We start from the raw sequence: 22172 nt of genomic DNA, 5'->3' as shown, positions 1-22172 counted from the left end.
CGAGTCTGATATTCCGCTTTTGAAACCTTTATTGCTAAATATTAAAAACAGCGTAACTATCGTCAGTTGTCTAGTGGAAAATTTATTACCAAAACAGGATGAGACAAACTACAAACTTACTGTCTCTTCTATATTAATCAGTTCTCCTTCCAATGAAAAATCGGAAGCAGAAACGATTTTAATATCAGCAAACTGCCCAATCAAATCTTCTCTATCGGATGCAAAGCGCACTATCAGTTTTCCTTCGGTAAGCGAAGAAAGATATCCTTCTTTTCGATCTGCGCCGCGAACGAGAACACGCAGAGTTTTACCAACTAAACTTTTATTATACGACACATTGTGCTTGCGCAACTCTTCGGTGAGAACATGCAGTCGCCGCTTTTTCTCGTCCTGCAGCACATCGTCATCCCAACGGTGACTGGTAGCTCCCGGACGCGGAGAATACATAGCTGTGTACGACATATTAAATTTAAACTCTTCCATAGCACGACGCGTATTTTCAAACTGCTCTTCGGTTTCGCCTGTGAATCCCACAATGATATCAGTAAACAGGGTTGCCTTCGGAATAAGCCGCCTGATCGAATGTACAATATCCCGATACTTTCCCATATTATGTTTGCGGTTCATCCGAATCAATACTTTGTCATCTCCACTTTGCATGGGAAGGTGAATCTGTTTGGCCAAGACCGGATACTGCGCAATCACCTCAATTACTTCATCCGTCATATCGCGCGGGTGAGGCGATGTAAAATAGACCCAGAATTCTTTTTTCAACCGTTTGCCCATTTCACCAATCTGACGAAGCAACTCAGGAAAAGTAATCTCCTCTCCTTTTTTATCAAGACCATAAGAATTTACATTTTGCCCCAGCAGGGTAATTGACTTAAAACCTTGTGCCACCAGTAATGCGAGCTCTGCCAGAATATCTTTCGACGGCCGCGAAACTTCCCGGCCACGGGTGTATGGCACCGCACAAAACGAACAAAATTTGTCGCATCCGTTCTGAATAGGAATAAAAGCTTCGTAATTCGACTGATAGGAAGGTTTTACATTCCAAAAACGTTCAATATTTTCATTGTGCGGATCAATACCTGCTTTTAATTGTGCCGGCGTAGTTACACCATAACGACTGATCATTTCAGGCAGTTTTGGCAAATCTTTCATTTGAAAAGTAATGTCAAAAAGTTTTAGAAATTTCTCATGGTCGTTGGGAAGAATACATCCTGAAATAAAGGTAATCAGGTTTTTATGATTTTTCCATTTGTTCCATTTATGAATACGGGAGTACACCTTGTCGATAGCTTTTTGCCGCACCGAACATGCCAAAATCCCAATCACCCCTGCCTCTTCTTCATTATCAGTCCACTCATATCCGGCTTTATCCAAAACCGAAATTACCCTTTCACTGTCCGACAAATTCATCTGGCACCCCAATGTAATAACGTGATATTTCACTTATTTTCTTTTTTATATTAAAACATTTTTACTCTACAAATCTACTTAAGACAGAACAAATTCAGGCATTTCCACCCCGTGTAACTCGTATAAACATGCATTCAAGTCCACGGTTAATTTTTTGGTTGCCCGTTTCATTTTTTTAAAGGCGGAAAGCTGAATTTGGAAGACAGACGACTTCTTCTCAGCACTTTCCTTTATTTATTTTTAATTGTCATTTTTCTAATTTTTTCCTTAGCGGAAAACCAAAAACCTTCTAAAAATAAACCTCTGAATAAATATTTGATACGGGCACTCCTTTCGTCGTCAGAATATCAAACATTTCAGTAATCATTTCACTGTTTCCGCATAAAAAACAATTGGTATCCGGATTTAGTTTTTGTAAAGCCATATAATCTGTTACACGCCCCTCAAAATCACCCGATGAATCACCGGAGGTACATAATGTAATTCTGCTTTTAGTAAAATCGTCGTGTTCATATGCCTCAGTGCCATAACGCACCCCATGCACCAATTGATAGTCGAGGTTAGGAAATGTTCGAATAAAACTATGGAAAGGGCTGATTCCGGTTCCTGTAGCCACAAATAGAAACAGATCTCCCGCAAACATGTCAGGGTGAAATTTAAAAAACCCGAAAGGACCATCTAATTTTATCTTGTCGCCAGGGTGCAGCAATTTTAGTCGTTTTGAAGTATTGCCACCCTCCACTTCGCGAATCAAAACTTCAATGTATGGATCATGCTCACCGCTGTACACTGAATACTCTCGCTGTTGTGCAAGCTTTTCCGGGCTCAACATAACAAACTGTCCGGTTTGAAAAATGAAACCGTTTCGTTCTATCCTTACAACATATACAGAATCGGTTAAATTCCTGATGCTCTCAACCTTAAACTTTTTCAATTATTAAAATTTAGTCTAAATTAAAATTTCTGCAAAAGTAGAAAATATATTTTCCCGGGCAAGAAAACAGGTTAAGGATTGAAATCGTAACATTTTTGTAATTTTTCACAAGTGAATTTGGTTAACTTAGCTGACAAAATAATTTTTAAAATATGAACCGGCTAATTTTTCTATTTCTTTCAACTCTTTTTTTTAATTTTTCAGGCTCTTCTCAGGAAGTGTCATTGTCTGTTTTTAACAACGGAGAAGGACAGGAGAATAAATGGATCTTATACAAAAACAATGATGAAGCATTGTATAAAATCATTACTGATAAAGCGTTGGGCATGCTGGAAAAAAGACAAGAAAGAATTCAGCAGTTGCAAACAAGAGAGGACTGGTTAAACTACCAGAAAAAAACACAAGAGGTATTTGGTTCTTCTTTGAAAAAATTTCAGAAAACACCTTTAAATGCAAAAATTACCGGCACAATTGAGAAAGACAATTTTACAGTTGAAAAAATCATTTTCGAATCGCATCCTGAATTTTATGTTACCGGGTGTATGTTTCTGCCCAAAAACCGCCAAAATCCTGCGCCGGCAGTTATTTATGTTTCCGGGCATACCGAATTGGGATTCCGAAGTGAAACCTATCAGCGTGTAATTCTAAATCTGGTCCAAAAAGGATTTATTGTTTTTGCTATTGATCCGATTGGCCAGGGTGAACGGTTACAATATTTAAACCAGGAAACCGGAAAATCAAAAATTGGAGGTTCAACCACAGAGCATTCTTATGCAGGAGCACAAACACTACTTACCGGCACCTCACTCTCGGATTACTTTATATGGGACGGTGTCAGGGCAATCGATTATCTTGAAACCCGGGCAGAAGTGGATGCCAACAGAATAGGGATAACAGGTCGTTCCGGAGGCGGAACACAAACGGCACTTATCGCGGCTTTTGATAAAAGAATCTATGCGGCGGCGCCGGAATGTTATATTACCAATTTCACTCGATTACTTCAGTCGATTGGCCCGCAGGATGCAGAACAAAATCCGTATCAATTTCTAAAAAACGGTTTAGATCATCCGGATTTGATTCATATGCGAGCTCCAAAACCGACGTTGATTGTAACAACCACCCACGATTTTTTTAGTCAGCAGGGAGCCCGGGAAACTTTTGCAGAAACTCAAAAATCATACACAGCTCTTGGAAAAGCCAGCAATATCCGTTTTACAGAAGACTTTGGTGGTCATGAATCGACCAAAAAAAATCGCGAAACTGTCTATGCTTTCTTTCAGGAACACTTAAGAAATCCGGGGGATAATACTGATAATAATGTTAACACATTTGAAGTTGAAGAACTTTGGGTAACTCCTACAGGGCAGCTGGGCTCGTCATTGAAAGGAAAAACTGTGTACGATCTTAATCAGGAATATTTTTCAGGAAAAGAACTTAGTCAGACAGAATTAAAACAAAAAGTTAAAGAAATATCAGGAATTGAATTTTCCAGGAAACTTACGGCTGCGGTATTTACCGGGGAAGTAGATGCTAAGAGCTATAAAATTCAGAAATATTTTCTTGAAAACAACAGCAAAGATTTTGCCTTACCTCTTTTCAAAATTAAAAGTAAAAATACCGATGCAGACAAAATATTAATTTGGTTGGATTCCGACGGCAAAGAAGCAATAGCGAATTCAGCTCTTTTACCAAAGTTTCTCGGTTTGGGATATACTATTATTTCTGCTGATCTTCCCGGAACAGGCGAATTAAAAGATCCGGAGTTCAGAGGTGACGGTTTTGTTCAGAACGTTCCTTTTAACTATACTTTTGTAGCCAACCTCGTTGGAACCAGTGTGACTGGAGTTCAGGCAGAAGCCATCGACCTGATTGCTCAATACCTGGTATCTGAGAATCCTGGCACAACCTGCGATGTATTTGCTAATGGAACTGTATCTGAGGCGGTTTTACACTATTCAGTTTTAAAAAATCCGTTTGACAAAATAATTTTAAACGAATCACTACAGTCATACCGGGATTTAATTCAAATAAAATATTACAATCCGAAGCAGGCTTTTTCTGTCGCTCCAGGTTGTTTACCTTACTACGATATTGATGAGTTAATATCAGTATCACCGGGGGTAAAACGAACAAACATTTTAAATGCTGAAGGAGAAATAATCACAAACCAAAAAACTGATTCGCAAATTATTTCCCTGTTCTAGCTTTAAACACAAACTTGTATTGTTAGGGACTTTTCCCTGGTGTCGGTCTATCTGTAAACCGCTTCTTCGGTTTGGTAACCTTCTGATATTACTGTAAGTTTCAGGTTCTCTTTGTTTACAATCATCGCTTCATGGAATACAGTTGGAACCAGCATTGCACCATTACTAATGGTCTGAAATGTTCGTTCACATTCCTCGGAACGGCCCAGTTTTGTTGCCAATTCTGCCGCCGTTGCCGCGAGCTTTTCGTAAGGTTTGTAAATTGTACATGTTTGATGTCCGGCTACAATCTCCTGTAAATTTTTTAAATCTGCATCCATTCCGGCTACCAATACCTGTTCTTCTTTTCCGGCTTCCGTCAAAGCTTTGATTGATCCCAGCGCGATTGCATCGTTACCGGCAATTATTGCATCCACTTTATCAGTCTGCGACAATAATTTTTTTGTCTGTTCATAACCTTCTTCTTCTTCCCATGCATTTGTGAATTCGTTATAAACAATTTTAACGTCTCCTTTCTCTACCAGGGGCTGCAATACATTCATTTGTCCGAGATACAAAAACTGGCTGTTATTGTCACTTCGGGCGCCACCGATTAAAGCATAATTCCCGGTTGGCCTGATTTTGGTTAAATAATCAGCCTGAAGCGCCCCGATCTCTACATTGTCAGTTGAAACATAAAAATCAAGTTTACAGTTCTTTATCAAACGGTCGTAAGAGATAACCTTTACATTTTTTGTGTGGGCTTCGTTAACAATGTCAGCAGCAGCAAATTGGTCAACCGGCACAATGACCAGTACATCAACACCGTTGGTGAGCAGTTCTTTTGCCTGTTCCAGTTGTTTACCGGCATCATTTTCGGCAATACGAACTTCTACAGTTCCTCCAAGTTCCTGAACTTTTTCAACAAAAAAGTCCCGGTCGTTTTCCCATCTTTCCTTGTCCAATGCATGAATCAAAAAACCTACTTTTACTTCAGCATTTTGTTTTTTCTCACATCCATTCAGAACAAAAACGACAAGAAAAATAATTGTAATAAGTCGTAACGGATGTTTCATATCTTTTGGAATAATTAATGTTTATATTCAAGTTACGAAATATCCGCAAGAAGAGTTTAACAATAAATTTCTTTAATCTATTGTTTTATAACACAATAAATATTGAAACCTTTTTTAAAGCGTATTCAGAATTTTTGAACTTCTTCGTATAATTTTTGAATTGGGAGCCCCATAACATTGTAAAAGGAACCTTCGATATGTGTTATTCCAACGGCTCCAATCCATTCCTGAATACCATAAGCGCCTGCTTTGTCCAATGGTTTGAATTTTGAAATGTAATATTCAATTTCTTTATCCGAAAGTACTTTAAACTGAACATTAGAAGAAGAATAGAAACTTGTCTGCTTCTTTTCCGAGGTCAGACAGACCCCGGAAATTACCTGATGCTCATTTCCGCTTAACCCTGCCAACATTTGTTTGGCATCTTCATAATCAGAAGGTTTTCCCAACACTTTTTTATTAAAAGAAACGATAGTATCGGCTGTGATCAGCAAGTCGTTTTCTTTTAGTTCGGCTAAAAAAGGTGCTGCTTTTAATTTTGCCAGATAAACAGGAATTTCTTCCATCGAGAGATTGTCAGGAAATTTCTCTTCAACTTCTTTAAGTTGTACTTTGAACTCTATCCCCAACGAATTTAAAAGCTGCTGTCTTCTGGGTGATTTAGAAGCAAGTATATAATTGTATTTTGGAAACCACTCCATATTAAAAAGCTCTGGACTTTAACATTTCATTCGTAAACCATTTGTTCTGAGCACGCATCACCTGTTCGATAACATCGCGGACACATCCTTCTCCACCGGTTTTATCTGATATGTATTTTGAAATTTCTTTTATATCTGCAACAGCGTCTTTCGGACAGGTGGGTATACCAACCGCTTTCATTACATTAAAATCGACCAAATCGTCTCCCATATATAGAATATTCTCCGACTCAACCTTGTTCTTTTCCATAAAATCTTCCAAACACTTTACTTTGTCGCGAACACTTTGGTAATAAAATTTTACTCCCAATTGTTTATATCTTAATCTTACCCTGTTTGAATATCCGCCGGTAATAATTGCGATCGGAAATCCCGATTTTACTGCATTTCGTATCGCAAAACCATCTTTAACATTGGCTGTCCGCATCAAAATTCCTGTTCTTCCAATCGATAAAACATCTTTTGACAAAACACCATCCACATCAAAAACAAAGGCTTTTACATTTTTGAGTTCTTCTTTAAAAAACGACATTATTTCAAATTTTGGTGATGCTCAAAAATACTTTTTGAGATTGAATTGTACAATTCCGCGTAGTTTTTTAAATCTTTAATTTCATTCAAGTGGTCAGAAATAATATTTTCATCGAAACGAACAGCCGGCCCGGTTTGAGCTTTTTCCGGTTCTATTTCCTGAACTTTTAAAGCAGTTTCCAAAATTAAAGGCTGGAGAACCTCGAAAGGAATATCTTTTGTTTTTAAAATTTCAGCAGAAATAGTGTAAAAATGATTTACAAAATTGCAGGCAAAAACGGCAGCAATATGCAAATACTTTCTTTTTGCTGATTCCAGGACAGTAACTGAATCTGATATTTTCTCAGCTATTTGAATAAGTTTATTTTGAATCTCCTCGGAATTAGCTTCAACAAAAACCGGTATTTTATGAAAGTCAACGTCACGTTGTTTGGAAAAAGTTTGCAGCGGGTAAAACACACCTGTTTTATCAGAATACGCAGAAAGAACAGAAACAGGAAGACTGCCGGAACAGTGAACAACAAGTTTATTTTCCAAATTTATTTTTGATAAAACTTCGTCAAATACAGCATCTTTTAGCGCAACAAAATAGACATCGGCATTTATCGTAATTTTAGCGGGCGAAGTTGTATAATCAGAATTTAAAACATCGGCAAGTGTTTTTGCCGATTTGTTGGTTTTGCTGTATACCTGAATAATATTAAATCCTTTTTCTTTCAGGCTTTTTGACAAGTGTGTGGCTAAATTTCCGGCTCCAAGAAAACAAAAATTAAGGCTCATTTCTTTTGAATTAAAATTCAAAAATAACGAGCCTTTTCCAATGTTCCAATTTTAATTAAGCAAGTGCTTCAGTGAGTCTGGTGTTAACAGTATCCCAATTAACTACGTTCCAAAAATTATCAACGTAGTCAGCTCTTTTATTCTGATAATTCAGATAATATGCATGTTCCCAAACATCAATTCCCAAAAGCGGCAAACCTTTTGTTTCTGCTACATCCATTAAAGGATTGTCCTGATTAGGCGTTGCTGTTACTTTCAATTTCCCGTCTTCACCATAAATTAACCATGCCCAGCCACTACCAAACTGAGTTTTGGCAGCTGTTCCAAACTGTTCCTTAAACGATTCAACCGATCCAAAATCTTTTTCGATTGCTGCTTTCAACCCGGCTGGCAATTCGCCCTGCGAAGGAGTCATATTTTCCCAAAAAAGTGCGTGATTATAGAAGCCACCTCCATTGTTTCTCACTCCTGCCGGATGTTTACTTATTTCTCCAAATATTTGTTCCATCGGAGTATTAAGCATTTCTGTTCCTTCAGCTGCGCTCATAAACTTATTAAAGTAGCCCTGGTGGTGTTTGGTATAGTGAAGTTCCATGGTTTGCGCGTCAATGTAGGGTTCCAGGGCATTAAAATCATAACCCAGTTCCGGAAATTTGTGTCCTTCAAAAACCTTTGATTCCGATGCGCAAGATGATAACGTTCCAATCACGGGAGCAGCAATTGCCGCTGTTCCAACAACTGTTATAAATTTTCTTCTCTCCATTTGTTTAATTCTTAATTTTAAAAAAATAAACAAAAGGAAGATAAAAAGGTTTGATATTTTTTAATTACTTCTATTTATCTCAGTTAGATTAATCCGATTACAGCCTTTTTTCTGTTTTGTGAAATTGTTTCATTCAAAATTCTGTCATTTTTACTCACTGCATCTCTTTCCCTTTCATTATGAAACAGGTGATATTGTATAGCTTTAAACTTTAACTTCAACTTTGTTTTGGAACAGTTTAACATTCTTAATGTAATATCTGAATCTTCACGTCCCCAACCTGTAAATTGTTCATCAAAACCATTTACTTCCTGCAGGTCGCTTTTCCAAAATGACATATTGCACCCTCTGACATTATAAATCCCTGAGTTGTTTTTTGAAAAAACCCGGGAAAGAAAACAGCTCCGAATTCCGTTCAATTTATTCTTAGCCGGATAATTCAGTCCTCTAAATTTCCAATCTTCTGTAACTAGCCTTCTTTTTGTTTCATCTTCAGAAAGCAAAACGCGACTGCCTGTTATAAAACGACCTTCTTTTCGTTCGTCAATATGGTCTTTTACAAAATCACGGTGAAGAATTACGTCTCCGTCTACAAAAATCAGATAATCACAATCTGTATTCCGAATTGCTTTGTTTCTTATACCGGCTAGTCTGAATCCCTGGTCTTCCTGCCAGATATGTTTTACCGGAATTTTTTCAGATTTGGAGAAGCAGTCGATTATTTGTTTTGTTGAATGGTCTGAACCATCATCAGCAATAATTATTTCGTTGGGCGGAGTACTTTGTTCTGACACACTTTTCAGACATAAATTTAATGCCTGCGGCCAATTATATGTTGAAATTATTAAGGCTGTTTTTGCCATGGCAACTCAAGATAACTTATCTCTCCGCTGATAAATATACAATAGAAAAACACGAAAAAAGAACTCCCCATATGTGATTCCAGATTTGAGTCAGCAAAATTGGCAAAAAACATAAATACCAAAAACAACAGAAATAAATGATCTTTATAACGTTTCGTTTTAAACACAGGATAAAGTACAAAAAATAGCACAACACCAAATCCTATAATTCCGAACTTAACCATATAGTTTAAATACTGATTATGAGAAGATGCATAGTATTCTTTGTTTAGATGAGGATTATTTCTGGCATAAGCCTTTTTAAATTCGTCTTTCCAATTTCCGGTACCCACCCCAAACCAGGGATGCTTCTTTACAATCGAAATCGCTGCTTTTGCATATTCAATACGCTGCGAGAATGATTTTTGATTGGCATTTCCGGTTTTTGTATAGGTATAATATTCCCAAATCGTCTGATAAATTCTTGGGTAAAGCGAAAACTTATTTCCGGCATAAACCACATTTGCTATTCCATTTTCTATATTTAGAATATCTTCCCCAGTAAGCGCTTCAACTCCTGCTGCATCTTTTCTCAGGCCTTTTGAAGTCAAATAACGAATTAAAGTAGAATAAACAGGATATCCGTTTGCTCCCAACGAATCGTATTTAATTTCTGCCACTTTGTTCCAAGCCTCCTTCATTTCCCTCTGACAAACATATAAATACACATATCTGCCATTTTCAACCATCGGGCTATCAAAATCATGGCTGTACAAATTTCCCTGAGTTGTTTTTTTGTCGATAGTAGTTTTATCTACTTTCTCAAAATCATAAAATTTTTCTATGGCTTTTAAAATATAAACAGAGGGAGCAGCTATAAGTACCATTGTAATTATAAAAAAGAAAAATTTATTCTTTCCCGGTAACTTTACACCCAAAAGTATTAAATAAAATACAATACTCCCTGCAAACGCAATCAAACCGGTTAATGACTGTTGAAACAAAAGAAAGAAAACAAAATAACACGCACCTGCTATAAAAAACAGAAGAAAAGAAAATGTAATTTTTCCGAAATTCTTGTGAACAAGTAAAACAACAAACCAAAATGCAAGAATTAACTGAAAACTAAACCGAATATGCGACACTAAACTTGCTTTGTGAACGCTAAAAACTTCTGATGTATTAAATATTTTCCATTTAAGTATTGCTATTACTGTTGAAACTATAATTGAAACTAAAAATAAATAGAAAATAAAACGTTTCTGCTGATCATTAATTTTCTTACCCATTATAAACGCAAAGGGTATTACAAGAAAAAAAAGACTTTTTTGTAAATCGTACAGGGACGCTGAAAATTTATTGGAAACAACAGAACTCAATATATAAATTCCATAAATAGCAGGCAAACTAAAAAGGACTTTATTCTTTTTTATACGTATTAATTTATTTTTCCAATTGTCTTCGATTAATGCAGTCGCAAATATTCCCCCTGCACATATAGAAACCAGTGCTTGTGAAAGAGGTAATACAACAACAAATACCAGGAGTGATACAAAAAACCAATTGTCATCGATTAATTTGCTCACATGTTTTCCCATAGAATGATTTTTCTTTAGAGTGAAACGTTTTTACAAAAAAGTTATTGTAATAACACAGTAAAGCCCGTGCTCAAGTAAGAACACGGGCTTCAATAAATTTGGCAGCGACCTACTCTCCCACTTTTACGCAGTACCATCGGCGCTGGCGGGCTTAACTTCTCTGTTCGGAATGGGAAGAGGTGGTGCCCCGCCGCTATAGCCACCTAAAATCTTTATGGCTTACATCTCCTCTTGTAAAGAGATACCAATTTAATATCTTAAGGCAGTTGGGAAAAGAAAAAATAAATTTGTCAATACAAGGACCAATTCGTAAAAAAGTTCTCGGGCAATTAGTACTGCTCGGCTTTGCCATTACTGACTTTACACCTGCAGCCTATCAACGTAGTCGTCTCCTACGGCCCTTAAGGGAGATCTCATCTTGAGGTGAGCTTCGCGCTTAGATGCTTTCAGCGCTTATCTCGTCCACACATAGCTACCCTGCAATGCAGCTGGCGCCACAACAGGTACACTAGCGGTATGTCCAACGCGGTCCTCTCGTACTAGTGTCAGGTCCTCTCAAATCTCCTACGCCCACAACAGATAGGGACCGAACTGTCTCACGACGTTCTGAACCCAGCTCGCGTGCCACTTTAATGGGCGAACAGCCCAACCCTTGGGACCTTCTCCAGCCCCAGGATGTGACGAGCCGACATCGAGGTGCCAAACCGCTCCGTCGATATGAGCTCTTGGGAGCGATCAGCCTGTTATCCCCGGAGTACCTTTTATCCTTTGAGCGATGGCCCTTCCATACGGAACCACCGGATCACTATGCTCTAGTTTCCTACCTGATCGACCCGTCGGTCTCACAGTCAAGCACCCTTATACCATTATACTCTGCGACCGGTTACCAATCGGCCTGAGGGTACCTTTAGAAGCCTCCGTTACGCTTTTGGAGGCGACCACCCCAGTCAAACTACCCACCACGCAATGTCCTCCGTGAGGAGTTAGGCGCCAAGTAAGCAAAGGGACGTATTTCAAGGATGGCTCCCCGATTCCTGGCGAAACCGGTTCATAGCCTCCGTCCTATCCTACACATCACTTACCCAGAGTCAATGCGAAGCTGCAGTAAAGGTTCACGGGGTCTTTCCGTCCCGTTGCGGGTAAACGGCATCTTCACCGTTACTACAATTTCACCGAGCTCGCGGCCGAGACAGTGCCCAGATCGTTACACCATTCGTGCAGGTCGGAACTTACCCGACAAGGAATTTCGCTACCTTAGGACCGTTATAGTTACGGCCGCCGTTTACCGGGGCTTCGATTCAATGCTTCTCCGAAGATAACATCCCCTCTTAACCTTCCGGCACCGGGCAGGTGTCAGGCCCTATACGTCATCTTGCGATTTAGCAGAGCCCTGTGTTTTTGATAAACAGTCGCCTGGGCCATTTCTCTGCGGCCAACCATGCGGTTGGCTCCCCTTCTCCCGAAGTTACGGGGTCATTTTGCCTAGTTCCTTAGCCGCGAATCACTCGAGCGCCTCAGGATTCTCTCCTTGACTACCTGTGTCGGTTTACGGTACGGGCGTCCATGCTCGCTTTTCTTGGAAGGGAATTCATTACTTCGCTTCGCCCGAAGGCTAGGCTCAACGTACTATTCCGTCAGTACCTAGCAACTACTTCCCTCCGTCACTTTTAATGCATGGCCGGCGCAGGAATATTAACCTGCTGTCCATCGGCTTCCCCATTCGGGTACACCTTAGGTCCCGGCTTACCCTGATCCGATTAGCGTTGATCAGGAAACCTTAGTCTATCGGCGAGGGGGTTTCCCACCCCCTTTATCGTTACTTATGCCTACATTTGCTTTTCCAGGCGTTCCAACATAACTCACGTTACATCTTCAACACACCTGGAATGCTCCCCTACCACTTGTATTACTACAAATCCATAGCTTCGGTGGTATGCTTATGCCCGATTATCATCCATGCCCAGCCGCTCGACTAGTGAGCTGTTACGCACTCTTTAAATGAATGGCTGCTTCCAAGCCAACATCCTAGCTGTCTCTGCAGCCGGACCTCGTTTGTTCAACTTAGCATACACTTGGGGACCTTAGCTGATGGTCCGGGTTCTTTCCCTTTCGGACACGGACCTTAGCACCCATGCCCTCACTCCTGTAAATCATTTTACAGCATTCGGAGTTTGTCTGGATTTGATAGGCGGCGAAGCCCTCGCATCCAATCAGTAGCTCTACCTCTGCAAAACTTTTACAAGGCTGCACCTAAATGCATTTCGGGGAGTACGAGCTATTTCCCAGTTTGATTGGCCTTTCACCCCTACCCACAGCTCATCCAAAAGCTTTTCAACGCTTCCTGGTTCGGTCCTCCATGATGTGTTACCATCACTTCAACCTGGCCATGGGTAGATCACAAGGTTTCGCGTCTAGCGCCACTAACTTTACGCCCTGTTCAGACTCGCTTTCGCTTCGGGTACACCTCTTAAAGGCTTAGCCTCGCTAGTGACGACTAACTCGTAGGCTCATTATGCAAAAGGCACGCAGTCATCCGTATAAATACAGACTCCTACCGCTTGTAAGCGTACGGTTTCAGGTACTATTTCACTCCCCTGTTCGGGGTGCTTTTCACCTTTCCCTCACGGTACTTGTTCGCTATCGGTCTCTCAGGAGTATTTAGCCTTACCAGATGGTCCTGGCTGTTTCAGACAGGGTTTCTCGTGCCCCGCCCTACTCAGGGTACTGCTAGGATAATATTTCTTACGTATACAGGACTGTCACCTCCTTGGGTTGGCTTTTCCAAAACCATTCTACTTCAAAATATATCTCCATATCGCAGCCCTACAACCCCGGTCATGCCGAAACAAAACCGGTTTGGGCTAATCCCATTTCGCTCGCCACTACTCTGGGAATCACTATTGTTTTCTCTTCCTGTGGGTACTTAGATGTTTCAGTTCCCCACGTTTGCCTCCAGGTTACCCCGGATATCCTAATGGATGGGTTGCCCCATTCGGGTATCTGCGGATCGATTCATATTTGCCAATCCCCGCAGCTTTTCGCAGCTTGTCACGCCCTTCATCGCCTCTGAGAGCCTAGGCATCCTCCGTACGCCCTTTGTAACTTTCTTTTTGAATCCTCGTATTGATTCGTCTTTATTTTTCTTTGTGTCGTCTCATTGTGATTTGACTCATTTTCCCAACATGCCAAAGAACTTTATCAGCTAGTAGTATGTAATGTACAAAGTACCTTTACTTTTCCACCGCTAAACGCAGATAACCAGGGAATCGAACCCTAACATCAGGCACCAGCCTTATCCTCTGCAGTTTCAAGTTGCACCTCCCTTGTTTCAGATTGTGCTTTTATATAAACTTGTCCTGCTTTGTTCAGTATTTCATTTTTTTTGAACGCATGCCACTTGCGTGGACTTTCTTTTTTTCCGACTTTTCAGCCTCCGTGGAGAATAAGGGAGTCGAACCCTTGACCTCTAGAATGCAAATCTAGCGCTCTAGCCAACTGAGCTAATCCCCCAAGTCTGTAAGTTTCGAGTTTAGGGTTCAATGTTCAAAATATTCTTTCAACTTTAAACTCTGAACTTTAAACTTTAAACTGAGCAGTAGTCCCGCCCAGACTTGAACTGGGGACCCCTACATTATCAGTGTAGTACTCTAACCAGCTGAGCTACGGGACTCTATATTATAGAGCTCCGTCTTGCGAGTTTAAAGTTTCGAGTTGCAATTCTTTGAACTTTGAACTTTAAACTTTGAACTCTATCTGTAATATCTTAAAAAAAGCAAGGACCAAATTGTTAACTTCCTCCGTTTTAACCTAAACTCCAGAAAGGAGGTGTTCCAGCCACACCTTCCGGTACGGCTACCTTGTTACGACTTAACCCCAGTCACTGGTTTTACCCTAGGCCGCTCCTCTCGGTCACAGACTTCAGGCACCCCCAGCTCCCATGGTTTGACGGGCGGTGTGTACAAGGCCCGGGAACGTATTCACCGCGCCATGGCTGATGCGCGATTACTAGCGAATCCAACTTCATGGAGTCGGGTTGCAGACTCCAATCCGAACTGGGATCGGCTTTTGGGATTAGCATCACATCGCTGTGTAGCTGCCCTTTGTACCGACCATTGTAACACGTGTGTAGCCCTGGACATAAGGGCCGTGCTGATTTGACGTCATCCCCACCTTCCTCTCACCTTACGGTGGCAGTCCCGCTAGAGTCCCCGGCTTGACCCGATGGCAACTAACGGTAAGGGTTGCGCTCGTTATGGGACTTAACCCGACACCTCACGGCACGAGCTGACGACAACCATGCAGCACCTTGTAAATAGCCCCGAAGGGAAAGACTGTTTCCAATCTATACAATCTACATTTAAGCCCAGGTAAGGTTCCTCGCGTATCATCGAATTAAACCACATGTTCCTCCGCTTGTGCGGGCCCCCGTCAATTCCTTTGAGTTTCAACCTTGCGATCGTACTCCCCAGGTGGTTCACTTAATGCTTTCGCTCAGCCGCTTACTGTGTATCGCAAACAGCGAGTGAACATCGTTTACAGCGTGGACTACCAGGGTATCTAATCCTGTTCGCTCCCCACGCTTTCGTGCCTCAGTGTCAGTAATGGTTTAGTAAGCTGCCTTCGCAATCGGCGTTCTGTGTCATATCTATGCATTTCACCGCTACACAACACATTCCGCCTACCTCAACCATACTCAAGACTCACAGTATCAATGGCAATTCTACCGTTAAGCGGCAGTATTTCACCACTGACTTACAAGCCCACCTGCGCACCCTTTAAACCCAATGAATCCGGATAACGCTTGCATCCTCCGTATTACCGCGGCTGCTGGCACGGAGTTAGCCGATGCTTATTCCTATGCTACCGGCAACACCCTACACGTAGAGTGGTTTCTTGGCATAGAAAAGCAGTTTACAACCCATAGGGCCGTCATCCTGCACGCGGGATGGCTGGTTCAGGCTCGCGCCCATTGACCAATATTCCTCACTGCTGCCTCCCGTAGGAGTCTGGTCCGTGTCTCAGTACCAGTGTGGGGGATAATCCTCTCAGAACCCCTAAAGATCGTCGCCTAGGTGAGCCTTTACCTCACCTACCAGCTAATCTTACGCATGCCCATCTTATACCACCAAAGTTTTAATTATTTTTCCATGCGAAAAAATAATACTATGGAGTATTAATCCACGTTTCCATGGGCTATCCTCCTGTATAAGGCAGGTTGCATACGCGTTACGCACCCGTGCGCCGGTCGCCACCAGACCGAAGTCCGTGCTGCCCCTCGACTTGCATGTGTTAAGCCTCCCGCTAGCGTTCATCCTGAGCCAGGATCAAACTCTCCGTTGTATATATAAAAAGTTTAAATATCTTTCGCTCAGGTTAAATCCTCTTAGAAATTAACAAAGTTGGAAAACCTTGCTTTTTTGTGCTTCAAAATTTGAAAGAACTTCCCATAAAAAATCAGCACCCAATCTTTCTCAATCTAACCAAATGCTGACATCTATGTTTCTCAATATTTTTCCCCGACTTCATCTCTCTCTCTACCTCTATCTAACTCTATATCCGTCGGAACGTTTTTCCCTTTCGGGGCGGCAAAGGTAATCACTTTTTTATTCCTGCCAAAAAAAACTTTAAAAAATTTAAAAGTTTTTTTTCTTCCCCCGGAACTTATCAAAACAATAAACAAACGCTCATTGTTCAAACAATCCTTTTTTCTTCAATATCTTCAGTGAACTTTGCCTCAAAAGCGAGCGCAAATGTAAATACCTTTTTCATATCACCAAAACTTTTTCAACCATTTTTTTCAAAAAAAAACGATTCAATTTTCAACCTACTGAAACTCAATATTTAATTAAAAAGAACCGGTTTTATTATTACGACACAAAAGCAATTTTGTTTCAAAACACATATAACAATCTATAAATGTGCACATTAAAAATATAATTCATTAGAACAACAAAACTTTAAAGGATGAATCAATCTTATATAACTCATTGATTTATTTGGGATTATTGCAAAACATTTTTCAATGTTAAATTAATGAACTGAGTAATTGCCTTCCCTGAAAAAAAAAGCAAACTGAAATATTTGTTTACTGAGCGAATTACAGCAAAAACAAACCTGACTAAACTAAAATGTCCACTGCATAAGCTGTGTGCAAATTATTGCGCCGTAAGTTCCAAGCGCATATCCTAAAACAGCCAACAAAACACCAACCGGCGCCAATGCGGTACTAAAAGCAGACGCCACTACCGGAGCCGAGGCAGCACCACCAACATTTGCCTGACTACCCACTGCAACGAAAAAGAACGGTGCTTTTATCAGTTTTGCTACTATCAACAGTAATGTTACATGGATTGCCATCCAAATTAAACCAATAATAAAATAATGAAGGTTATTAAAAGCTTCCAAAAAATTCATTTTCATGCCGATAGTTGCTACCAGTATATATATAAAAATACTTCCCAGTTTCGATGCCCCTGCCCCTTCATAACGTTTCATTTTGGTAAAAGAAAGAACGAGACCAATAGTTGTTGCAATAACGATAAGCCAAAAAAAGCGAGAACTTAAAGAATTCAGGTTGTATTTTTCCAGGGTGGTTACATGTTTTTCCATTAAAGGTGAGATATAGTCGGCTCCGAAATGTGCAACTGCTGTTGCACCAAAACCAATGGCCAGAATTACAAACAAATCGGTCGATGTCGGAATTTTTGCAATAGAGGCTCTGTAATTCTCAACTTTCTTCTTTAAATCTTCAATTGTTGAATTATCGGCCTTAAGTCTTTTGTCAATTTTATGGTACCTGCCAGCACCGAACAAAAGAAATCCCATCCAGATGTTTGCCACCAGTACATCTATAATTATCATCGAAGAAAACAAACTGTCGCTGCAATTGTAGATTTCTTTCATGGCAGTCTGGTTAGCACCTCCGCCAATCCAACTCCCGGCAATGGTTGAAAGTCCACGCCAGATTTCTTCGCCCGGGACAGCTTCTTTTATTTCAGGGAAAAGCATTCCTGAAATCCACAACGCAACGGGTGCCCCAATTACAATTCCCAAAGTAGCCGTAAAAAACATTATTAAAGCTTTGGGGCCAAGGTTCAAAACACCTTTTAAATCGATACTTAAACAAAACAATACAAGACTGGCTGGCAAAAGGTAACGCGAAGCCACAAAATACAGCTGCGACTCTTCCGGAGAAACCAAACCCAGGGGCCAGTTTAAAAATCCGGGAGCAAAATAACAAAGTAACAGCGGTGGTACATACGTATAAAATTTCTTGAAAAATGGTTTTGAACTTGAAGATGTTTTAAAAATTACCGCCAGGATAACAATAAGAATCCCAAAAACTATTGCGTCATTTTTTATTTCGAAGCCAATTCCATTTCCCATAAACTACAAAAAAGTAAATATCATTATGATAGTTACAAATAATTAAAGGAGTTTGTTGAAAAACAGCTTAAAATTAATGCTCCAATGACTGCTCTCTGACCGCCTTAAATTCGGAACCGTTATTCCAAACGGGCCAGGCAACAGAATTTGCCAGTCGCAATCCTACATTATAAAACAGTTTTGCATCCTGAACCAATCCATTTAAATCGGCGGTTTCTGCATGGTACTCATCAGTTGGTTTATGATAGGTATTTTCCCAATAATCAGAAATTAACTCAAGCGTCTTTTCTTTTCCATAACTTTCTGCCTCAATATATCCTTTTGCAAAAATTGCCGGTACACCTTTTTTCATAAACGGAAAATGATCAGACCTAAAGAACATGCCGTTTTCCGGATTTGGGTCCTGCGCTATGTAGCGCCCCTGTTTTTTAGCTTCCTCTGCCAACAAATTATCCAACTCTGAATGTCCGTATCCGGTAACGGTAACATCTTTAAACTTTCCGATAAATAATATAACATCGGTATTTATACAGGCAACCGTTTTATTCATTGGAAAGAAAGGATTTTCAGCATAATAACCAGAACCAAGCAATCCTGACTCCTCTGATGTTACGGCCAAAAAAAGCAGGGAACGCTCCGGTTGTTTTCCGGATTTAAACGCGCGGGCAATTTCAAGCATCCAGGAAACAGCACTTGCATTGTCGGTTGCGCCATTATATATACTGTCACCATTTACTGGCGTTCCTACTCCCAGATGATCCCAATGTGCAGTATAAACCACAACTTCGTCCGGTTTTGTAGTTCCCTTAATAAGACCGCATACATTTTTTGATGTTCCTTTTTTAAATGTACTCGTAATTTTTGCGGAAGCCTTTGCATTTAATTCAAAGGGGTTAAAATCTTTTGAGATTGCTTTTTGTTTTAATTCATCAAAATTATAACCACAGGCTTTAAAAAGTTTTTCGGCAGACTCTTTTGTTATCCACCCCTCAAAAGAACAGCGGTTTTTGTAACCATCTTCCGAGTCAAGAAAAAGTTTTGTTGTTTCACCATTGTTCCTAACCACTCCCCAGGGATAACCTGCCGGCCCGGTTTCGTGAACAATAAAACAAGCTTTGGCTCCTCTTCGGGCTGCTTCTTCAAACTTATAGGTCCAGCGGCCATAATAAGTCATCGTATTTCCTTTAAAATAGTCATCGCTGGTTCCATAGCCCGGATCGTTAACAAAAACGATAATTGTTTTCCCCTTCACATCAACTCCGGCAAAATCATCGCGATCAAATTCAGGAGCCGTTATTCCAAACCCTGCAAAAATTACTTCAGAATTTTGCAGCAACATTTCCTCCTCCACCTTTTGCGAAAACGCTACATATTCGTTAAGCTTGTTAAAGCTTTGTTTTCCTGTTGGAGTATCAAAATCGAGTGCATCCGACAATTTTGACGTGATACTTAAAATCGGGACCTCTTGAAAATAGCTTCCTTTATTTGCTCCTTCCAGTCCGATTTGTTTCATTTGAGTTGAAAGATAATCTAAAACCAGCGGCTCAGCATCCGACATTGGCGCCCGGCCTTTATATTTGTCCGATGCCAGTTCGGCAACATGCTTTTCAATGTTTCCGTACAAAATGGCCGATTCGCCGTCATTTTTCACTTCCGGCTTACAGGCAAAAATTAAAATCGCTACAAAAAGCAGTAATATATTTTTTTGCATGCTACTCTGTGATTATGTCAAATTCTGCTATTCCAATTCTTCCATTCACTTCTGCGGGAGCAATTGCCCTGAGCTTAATATAACGGGCATTTACCGATTCAAAATTTTTCTGCTGTAAAACCGGACTATTTTTAATGTTTGAAAATTCGCCTTTTAAAACCGGAGAACCCCAATTTTTCCCGTTGCGACTGGTATAAAACTCATAGTTAAAAATCACACCCGGGTTGTGTCGCCCTTGATCCGGCAAATAGGTAAATCCTTTCAAATTAAGCTCTTTTCCTAAGTCAATAATATAATCTGCCTGATTTCCATCCTGGAGAGTCCACGCAGTTTCCGGCTTCCCGTCAAATATCAATTCTGCTCTTACTTCATTTGCAAACTTGCCTTTTAATTCCCATGTTGCTTTCGAAACATCAAACTGAACTGTTGTCACCGGGCTTGATTTTTTATCTTTTGAATCAAAAGCGAGCGCTTTGATCTGAACTTTTTCATCCATTACAAACGGTTCTGAATATTGTAATGACTGAGCTGAAGGTTCGGTTCCGTCTGTTGTATAAAAAATATCCAGGCCGGTATCAAAAGCTTTCATTGAAATCATTCCTGATTTACTCCTGGTTATTTGCGGTTCAAGCAACACCTTAGGCGCTTTATACACTTCAATGTTTGAAATTACCGGACACGCTTTTACATCTTTAATATTTAAACGAACCTTTGTGGCAACTACATTGGGGAATCGCAAAATCCTCTTGTATCCAATTGTTGTCTGTGAGTCAATTTGCTTCCATTCATCATCAACGAAAGCTTCAAGAGTAAACTCTTTTACGCGTTGCCCCAATGAAATATATTCCTGTACCAGAAAACGGTTAAATTCTGTTGCTTCTTTAAAGTCAACAGTAACCGACGAAACAACCGTGCCATCATCTGCAGCCCAATACGTTTGAGGATCGTTATCAACCACATTTTCGGGTTTATATGATTTTGAATTCCCACGGGTATTTGACGCAGTTACATCTTTTCCAAAAGCCAGATTATCTGCAAAATCAGCTTGAATTGCTTCCGACAATTTTCTGAGTTGTTGTACATCATTTTCATTTACCAGTCCACGCGTATCAACGGGAAGATTTAGTAAAAAAGATGCGTTTCGTCCGATAGAATTATAATATATATCCAATAACTGAGGCAAGGTCTTAACTTTGTGGTCTTCCGACGGGTGGTAATACCAGCCCGGGCGGATTGAAACATCAACTTCTGCAGGCAACCAATGCGTTCCATCAATCTGCCCATGTTGAAGAAATTTTACGTCAGAAACTACTCCGGGAGCAAACTCATCACGTTTCAAAATGCTCCAGTTGGTTTCACCGGCCCAGCCACTTTCATTTCCAACCCACCGAATATCTGGCCCGGCATCGCTGAACATACAGGCTTGTGGTTGAAGCTCACGCACAATTTTACGCGTGTTTTCCCAATCGTAATAAGTTGTTCTGTCGATCCGCCGTTCTTCATTGGCGCCGCCATACCAACCGGTTCCACCGTTGGCGCCATCAAACCATACTTCATAAATATCGCCATAATTGGAAAGGAGTTCCCGCAATTGGTTTCTAAAATATGTAATGTACTCGGGTTTTCCATAGTCAGCATGATTTCTATCCCAGGGAGAAAGATAAACTCCCATTTTTAAACCATACTCCTTGCAAGCTTCCGAAAGCTCCTTTACAACATCACCCTCCCCATTTTTCCATGGAGAGTTCCTGACTGAATGTTCAGTATACTCTGAAGGCCACAAACAAAACCCATCATGATGTTTTGCGGTAAGAATAATCCCTTTCATCCCGGCTTCTTTGCAAACGCGAGCCCATTGGCGACAGTCCAGTTCAGTTGGATTAAACAACTCCGGGCTTTCATCACCAAATCCCCACTCCATATTGGTAAATGTGTTCATATTAAAATGTACAAAGGCATAAAATTCCAACTCATGCCAGGCTAACTGCCGCTCAGACGGTAGCGGAGAGATTGCCTCCGGCGGAGGTGTTTGGCTACACGATGATAACAGCAAAACAACAAATACAATTATGTTCAGTCGATTCATAGCAATTTAATTTAACAATAAATAATTAAGTCAAAATTAATAATATTTAATCAGAAAATATGATTCAAAACAACCGGGCTAAAAATTTAAACAAATGTAAAAAACCCCAATAAAAAACAATAAGAGATATTTTAGCATTTTTTTACTTTTTAGATAAAC

At 40.3% G+C, this 22172-nt stretch carries 13 protein-coding genes, 2 tRNA genes and 3 rRNA genes; 1 reads left to right on the top strand and 17 read right to left on the bottom strand.

The features are described from left to right. Positions 1 to 108 precede the first annotated feature (108 nt). Together miaB and GM418_RS20470 are read right to left on the bottom strand one after the other, a co-directional pair. Complete coding sequence (gene miaB / locus GM418_RS20475; protein ID WP_158869094.1) at positions 109 to 1455, bottom strand: tRNA (N6-isopentenyl adenosine(37)-C2)-methylthiotransferase MiaB; 1347 nt, start codon at positions 1453 to 1455, stop codon at positions 109 to 111. Between the two features lie 256 nt (positions 1456 to 1711). Beyond that, complete coding sequence (locus tag GM418_RS20470) at positions 1712 to 2356, bottom strand: FAD-binding oxidoreductase (RefSeq protein WP_158869093.1); 645 nt, start codon at positions 2354 to 2356, stop codon at positions 1712 to 1714. A 152-nt stretch (positions 2357 to 2508) separates the two neighbouring features. Between GM418_RS20470 and GM418_RS20465 the strand changes: the two genes are divergently transcribed. After that, positions 2509 to 4560, top strand: coding sequence for an alpha/beta hydrolase family protein (locus GM418_RS20465; protein ID WP_158869092.1), 2052 nt, complete (start codon positions 2509 to 2511; stop codon positions 4558 to 4560). A 47-nt stretch (positions 4561 to 4607) separates the two neighbouring features. On the opposite strand, the gene GM418_RS20460 is transcribed toward GM418_RS20465, so the two are convergent. The 15 genes from GM418_RS20460 to GM418_RS20390 all read right to left on the bottom strand — a co-directional run bounded on the left by GM418_RS20460 (position 4608) and on the right by GM418_RS20390 (position 22013). After that, positions 4608 to 5615 carry a sugar ABC transporter substrate-binding protein gene (locus GM418_RS20460; RefSeq protein ID WP_158869091.1) on the bottom strand — a complete coding sequence of 336 codons (1008 nt, stop codon included), beginning with the start codon at positions 5613 to 5615 and terminating at the stop codon, positions 4608 to 4610. Between the two features lie 125 nt (positions 5616 to 5740). Further along, positions 5741 to 6316, bottom strand: coding sequence for a Maf family nucleotide pyrophosphatase (locus GM418_RS20455; RefSeq protein WP_158869090.1), 576 nt, complete (start codon positions 6314 to 6316; stop codon positions 5741 to 5743). Position 6317: 1 nt separating this feature from the next. Then, positions 6318 to 6848, bottom strand: a complete 531-nt coding sequence (locus tag GM418_RS20450; RefSeq protein ID WP_158869089.1) for a KdsC family phosphatase — start codon at positions 6846 to 6848, stop codon at positions 6318 to 6320. After that, complete coding sequence (locus GM418_RS20445) at positions 6848 to 7627, bottom strand: Rossmann-like and DUF2520 domain-containing protein (RefSeq protein ID WP_158869088.1); 780 nt, start codon at positions 7625 to 7627, stop codon at positions 6848 to 6850. Before GM418_RS20445 ends, GM418_RS20450 begins: the two co-directional genes overlap by 1 nt. A gap of 55 nt (positions 7628 to 7682) precedes the next feature. Next, positions 7683 to 8390, bottom strand: coding sequence for a superoxide dismutase (locus tag GM418_RS20440; RefSeq protein ID WP_158869087.1), 708 nt, complete (start codon positions 8388 to 8390; stop codon positions 7683 to 7685). A gap of 83 nt (positions 8391 to 8473) precedes the next feature. Beyond that, positions 8474 to 9184, bottom strand: a complete 711-nt coding sequence (locus GM418_RS20435) for a glycosyltransferase family 2 protein (protein ID WP_246222752.1) — start codon at positions 9182 to 9184, stop codon at positions 8474 to 8476. 50 nt (positions 9185 to 9234) lie between these two features. Beyond that, the gene (locus tag GM418_RS20430; protein ID WP_158869085.1) at positions 9235 to 10830 is read right to left on the bottom strand and encodes an O-antigen ligase family protein; all 1596 of its coding nucleotides are present in this window, start codon (positions 10828 to 10830) and stop codon (positions 9235 to 9237) included. Positions 10831 to 10926: 96 nt separating this feature from the next. Further along, positions 10927 to 11037 (bottom strand): 5S ribosomal RNA (rrf, locus tag GM418_RS20425). 102 nt (positions 11038 to 11139) lie between these two features. Then, a 23S ribosomal RNA gene (locus GM418_RS20420) occupies positions 11140 to 13939 on the bottom strand. Between the two features lie 327 nt (positions 13940 to 14266). Next, a tRNA-Ala gene (locus GM418_RS20415) sits at positions 14267 to 14340 on the bottom strand. A gap of 86 nt (positions 14341 to 14426) precedes the next feature. Next, positions 14427 to 14500, bottom strand: a tRNA-Ile gene (locus tag GM418_RS20410). Between the two features lie 148 nt (positions 14501 to 14648). Continuing rightward, positions 14649 to 16170 (bottom strand): 16S ribosomal RNA (locus GM418_RS20405). The 16S, 23S and 5S rRNA genes sit together here with 2 tRNA genes alongside, the layout of an rRNA operon. 783 nt (positions 16171 to 16953) lie before the next feature. Then, positions 16954 to 18216, bottom strand: coding sequence for a DUF819 family protein (locus GM418_RS20400; protein WP_158869084.1), 1263 nt, complete (start codon positions 18214 to 18216; stop codon positions 16954 to 16956). A gap of 73 nt (positions 18217 to 18289) precedes the next feature. Continuing rightward, positions 18290 to 19927 (bottom strand): M28 family metallopeptidase, encoded by a 1638-nt coding sequence (locus GM418_RS20395; RefSeq protein ID WP_158869083.1) that lies wholly within the window; start codon positions 19925 to 19927, stop codon positions 18290 to 18292. A 1-nt stretch (position 19928) separates the two neighbouring features. Further along, positions 19929 to 22013 carry an alpha-L-fucosidase gene (locus GM418_RS20390; RefSeq protein WP_158869082.1) on the bottom strand — a complete coding sequence of 695 codons (2085 nt, stop codon included), beginning with the start codon at positions 22011 to 22013 and terminating at the stop codon, positions 19929 to 19931. Positions 22014 to 22172 lie beyond the last annotated feature (159 nt).

Source organism: Maribellus comscasis, from assembly GCF_009762775.1.
GTDB lineage: Bacteria > Bacteroidota > Bacteroidia > Bacteroidales > Prolixibacteraceae > Draconibacterium > Draconibacterium comscasis.
This window is presented reverse-complemented; position numbering and strand designations above follow the sequence as displayed.